Origin of the sequence: Streptomyces cinereospinus, from assembly GCF_042430725.1 — a bacterium.
Lineage (GTDB): Bacteria > Actinomycetota > Actinomycetes > Streptomycetales > Streptomycetaceae > Streptomyces > Streptomyces cinereospinus.
In genome coordinates this window covers 1-5,415 of the sequence record NZ_JBHMCY010000138.1, presented here as the reverse complement: position 1 = coordinate 5,415, position 5,415 = coordinate 1, and the positions used below count along the sequence as shown (strand labels likewise).

Sequence of the window (5,415 nt, the reverse complement as noted above, 5' to 3'; positions counted from 1 at the left end):
GTTCGGCGGTGTCCTACTCTCCCACAGGGTCCCCCCTGCAGTACCATCGGCGCTGTAAGGCTTAGCTTCCGGGTTCGGAATGTAACCGGGCGTTTCCCTCACGCTATGACCACCGAAACCCTAATGGTTTCGAGCGAACAAGCACACTTTTCTTTTATGCGTTCTGCTCTCAGCCGGCAACGGTCGTTGCCTCAGAACTAACACAGTGGACGCGAGCAACTGAGGACAAGCCCTCGGCCTATTAGTACCGGTCACCTCCACACGTTACCGTGCTTCCAGATCCGGCCTATCAACCCAGTCGTCTACTGGGAGCCTTACCCCATCAAGTGGGTGGGAGTCCTCATCTCGAAGCAGGCTTCCCGCTTAGATGCTTTCAGCGGTTATCCCTCCCGAACGTAGCCAACCAGCCATGCCCTTGGCAGAACAACTGGCACACCAGAGGTTCGTCCGTCCCGGTCCTCTCGTACTAGGGACAGCCCTTCTCAAGACTCCTACGCGCACAGCGGATAGGGACCGAACTGTCTCACGACGTTCTAAACCCAGCTCGCGTACCGCTTTAATGGGCGAACAGCCCAACCCTTGGGACCGACTCCAGCCCCAGGATGCGACGAGCCGACATCGAGGTGCCAAACCATCCCGTCGATATGGACTCTTGGGGAAGATCAGCCTGTTATCCCCGGGGTACCTTTTATCCGTTGAGCGACGGCGCTTCCACAAGCCACCGCCGGATCACTAGTCCCGACTTTCGTCCCTGCTCGACCCGTCGGTCTCACAGTCAAGCTCCCTTGTGCACTTACACTCAACACCTGATTACCAACCAGGCTGAGGGAACCTTTGGGCGCCTCCGTTACCCTTTGGGAGGCAACCGCCCCAGTTAAACTACCCATCAGACACTGTCCCTGATCCGGATCACGGACCCAGGTTAGACATCCAGCACGACCAGACTGGTATTTCAACGACGACTCCACCCACACTGGCGTGCGAGCTTCACAGTCTCCCAGCTATCCTACACAAGCCGAACCGAACACCAATATCAAACTGTAGTAAAGGTCCCGGGGTCTTTCCGTCCTGCTGCGCGAAACGAGCATCTTTACTCGTAGTGCAATTTCACCGGGCCTATGGTTGAGACAGTCGAGAAGTCGTTACGCCATTCGTGCAGGTCGGAACTTACCCGACAAGGAATTTCGCTACCTTAGGATGGTTATAGTTACCACCGCCGTTTACTGGCGCTTAAGTTCTCAGCTTCGCCCCACCGAAGTGAAGCTAACCGGTCCCCTTAACGTTCCAGCACCGGGCAGGCGTCAGTCCGTATACATCGCCTTACGGCTTCGCACGGACCTGTGTTTTTAGTAAACAGTCGCTTCTCGCTGGTCTCTGCGGCCACCCCCAGCTCACCGTGAAAAACGGATCACCAGGCATGGCCCCCCTTCTCCCGAAGTTACGGGGGCATTTTGCCGAGTTCCTTAACCATAGTTCACCCGAACGCCTCGGTATTCTCTACCTGACCACCTGAGTCGGTTTAGGGTACGGGCCGCCATGAAACTCGCTAGAGGCTTTTCTCGACAGCATAGGATCATCCACTTCACCACAATCGGCTCGGCATCAGGTCTCAGCCACACGCACGACGGATTTACCTGTCGCACGGCCTACACCCTTACCCCGGGACAACCACCGCCCGGGATGGACTACCTTCCTGCGTCACCCCATCACTCACCTACTAACCGCTTGGTCCGGCGGCTCCACCACTCCCCTTCACCCGAAGGATCCAGGACGGCTTCACGGCCTTAGCATCACGATGCTCGATGTTTGACGCTCCACAGCGGGTACCGGAATATCAACCGGTTATCCATCGACTACGCCTGTCGGCCTCGCCTTAGGTCCCGACTTACCCTGGGCAGATCAGCTTGACCCAGGAACCCTTAGTCAATCGGCGCAAACGTTTCTCACGTTTGTATCGCTACTCATGCCTGCATTCTCACTCGTCAACCGTCCACAACTCGCTTACACGGCTGCTTCACCCGGCAGACGACGCTCCCCTACCCATCACAGCAGGCGTTAGCCCTCATGCTGCAATGACACGACTTCGGCGGTACGCTTGAGCCCCGCTACATTGTCGGCGCGGAATCACTAGACCAGTGAGCTATTACGCACTCTTTCAAGGGTGGCTGCTTCTAAGCCAACCTCCTGGTTGTCTGTGCGACTCCACATCCTTTCCCACTTAGCGTACGCTTAGGGGCCTTAGTCGATGCTCTGGGCTGTTTCCCTCTCGACCATGGAGCTTATCCCCCACAGTCTCACTGCCGCGCTCTCACTTACCGGCATTCGGAGTTTGGCTAAGGTCAGTAACCCGGTAGGGCCCATCGCCTATCCAGTGCTCTACCTCCGGCAAGAAACACACGACGCTGCACCTAAATGCATTTCGGGGAGAACCAGCTATCACGGAGTTTGATTGGCCTTTCACCCCTAACCACAGGTCATCCCCCAGGTTTTCAACCCTGGTGGGTTCGGTCCTCCACGAAGTCTTACCTCCGCTTCAACCTGCCCATGGCTAGATCACTCCGCTTCGGGTCTTGAGCGCGCTACTATACCGCCCTATTCGGACTCGCTTTCGCTACGGCTACCCCACCCGGGTTAACCTCGCAACACACCGCAAACTCGCAGGCTCATTCTTCAAAAGGCACGCAGTCACGAGACACCAAGCAAGCTTGATGTCCGACGCTCCCACGGCTTGTAGGCACACGGTTTCAGGTACTATTTCACTCCCCTCCCGCGGTACTTTTCACCATTCCCTCACGGTACTATCCGCTATCGGTCACCAGGGAATATTTAGGCTTAGCGGGTGGTCCCGCCAGATTCACACGGGATTTCTCGGGCCCCGTGCTACTTGGGTGTCTCTCAAACGAGCCGCTGACGTTTCGACTACGGGGGTCTTACCCTCTACGCCGGACCTTTCGCATGTCCTTCGCCTACATCAACGGTTTCTGACTCGTCCTGCCGCCGGCAGACGACAGAAGAGAGATCCCACAACCCCGCATACGCAACCCCTGCCGGGTCTCACACGTAAACGGTTTGGCCTCATCCGGTTTCGCTCGCCACTACTCCCGGAATCACGGTTGTTTTCTCTTCCTGCGGGTACTGAGATGTTTCACTTCCCCGCGTTCCCTCCACATACCCTATGTGTTCAGGTATGGGTGACAGCCCATGACGACTGCCGGGTTTCCCCATTCGGAAACCCCCGGATCAAAGCCTGGTTGACGACTCCCCGGGGACTATCGTGGCCTCCCACGTCCTTCATCGGTTCCTGGTGCCAAGGCATCCACCGTGCGCCCTTAAAAACTTGGCCACAGATGCTCGCGTCCACTGTGCAGTTCTCAAACAACGACCAGCCACCCATCACCCCGGACCCTCACGGTCCGAGTGCACTGGAGCCGGCACCCGAAGACAGACCACACGGCCATGCCCTCAGACACCCAACAGCGTGCCCGACACCCTCACCTCTCCATCTCGCGTTCCACGCCGAAGCAGTACTAGCGACCAGAGCAGGCCAAGTGTGCCGAGTAGTCAACGTTCCACCCATGAGCAACCAGCATCAGACATTCGCTGATGTACCGGCCTCTGGCCTCGCCCCGAAGGACTCGGCAAGAAGTGCTCCTTAGAAAGGAGGTGATCCAGCCGCACCTTCCGGTACGGCTACCTTGTTACGACTTCGTCCCAATCGCCAGTCCCACCTTCGACAGCTCCCTCCCACAAGGGGTTGGGCCACCGGCTTCGGGTGTTACCGACTTTCGTGACGTGACGGGCGGTGTGTACAAGGCCCGGGAACGTATTCACCGCAGCAATGCTGATCTGCGATTACTAGCGACTCCGACTTCATGGGGTCGAGTTGCAGACCCCAATCCGAACTGAGACCGGCTTTTTGAGATTCGCTCCACCTCACGGTATCGCAGCTCATTGTACCGGCCATTGTAGCACGTGTGCAGCCCAAGACATAAGGGGCATGATGACTTGACGTCGTCCCCACCTTCCTCCGAGTTGACCCCGGCGGTCTCCCGTGAGTCCCCAGCACCACAAGGGCCTGCTGGCAACACGGGACAAGGGTTGCGCTCGTTGCGGGACTTAACCCAACATCTCACGACACGAGCTGACGACAGCCATGCACCACCTGTACACCGACCACAAGGGGGCACCCATCTCTGAGTGTTTCCGGTGTATGTCAAGCCTTGGTAAGGTTCTTCGCGTTGCGTCGAATTAAGCCACATGCTCCGCCGCTTGTGCGGGCCCCCGTCAATTCCTTTGAGTTTTAGCCTTGCGGCCGTACTCCCCAGGCGGGGCACTTAATGCGTTAGCTGCGGCACGGACAACGTGGAATGTTGCCCACACCTAGTGCCCACCGTTTACGGCGTGGACTACCAGGGTATCTAATCCTGTTCGCTCCCCACGCTTTCGCTCCTCAGCGTCAGTATCGGCCCAGAGATCCGCCTTCGCCACCGGTGTTCCTCCTGATATCTGCGCATTTCACCGCTACACCAGGAATTCCGATCTCCCCTACCGAACTCTAGCCTGCCCGTATCGACTGCAGACCCGGGGTTAAGCCCCGGGCTTTCACAACCGACGCGACAAGCCGCCTACGAGCTCTTTACGCCCAATAATTCCGGACAACGCTTGCGCCCTACGTATTACCGCGGCTGCTGGCACGTAGTTAGCCGGCGCTTCTTCTGCAGGTACCGTCACTTTCGCTTCTTCCCTGCTGAAAGAGGTTTACAACCCGAAGGCCGTCATCCCTCACGCGGCGTCGCTGCATCAGGCTTTCGCCCATTGTGCAATATTCCCCACTGCTGCCTCCCGTAGGAGTCTGGGCCGTGTCTCAGTCCCAGTGTGGCCGGTCGCCCTCTCAGGCCGGCTACCCGTCGTCGCCTTGGTGAGCCGTTACCTCACCAACAAGCTGATAGGCCGCGGGCTCATCCTGCACCGCCGGAGCTTTACAGTCCCCACCATGCGGAAGGAACTCATATCCGGTATTAGACCCCGTTTCCAGGGCTTGTCCCAGAGTGCAGGGCAGATTGCCCACGTGTTACTCACCCGTTCGCCACTAATCCCCACCGAAGTGGTTCATCGTTCGACTTGCATGTGTTAAGCACGCCGCCAGCGTTCGTCCTGAGCCAGGATCAAACTCTCCGTGAATGTTTACCGGTCATCCGGTCGACACACACGAGAGCGGTGCGAGAGGAGGAATAGTCCCCTCGCACACAGCGTCCTCGCTGTGTTTTTTCAAAGGAACCTCGCCACCAGGATTCTTCCCGGTGTCGGGGTATCAACATATCTGGCGTTGACTTTTGGCACGCTGTTGAGTTCTCAAGGAACGGTCGCTTCCTTTGTACTCACCCTCTCGGGCTTTCCTCCGGGCTTCCCTTCGGT

3 rRNA genes are annotated in these 5,415 nt (G+C 57.9%); all 3 read right to left on the bottom strand.

The annotated features are described in order from the left end of the window. The 3 genes from rrf to ACFF45_RS34915 all read right to left on the bottom strand — a co-directional run bounded on the left by rrf (position 1) and on the right by ACFF45_RS34915 (position 5,181). Positions 1-117: ribosomal RNA gene (gene rrf / locus ACFF45_RS34925) — 5S ribosomal RNA — on the bottom strand. 104 nt (positions 118-221) lie between these two features. Next, positions 222-3,343 (bottom strand): 23S ribosomal RNA (locus ACFF45_RS34920). Positions 3,344-3,656: 313 nt separating this feature from the next. Continuing rightward, positions 3,657-5,181, bottom strand: a 16S ribosomal RNA gene (locus ACFF45_RS34915). Together the 16S, 23S and 5S rRNA genes form the textbook arrangement of a ribosomal RNA operon. Positions 5,182-5,415: the final 234 nt, after the last annotated feature.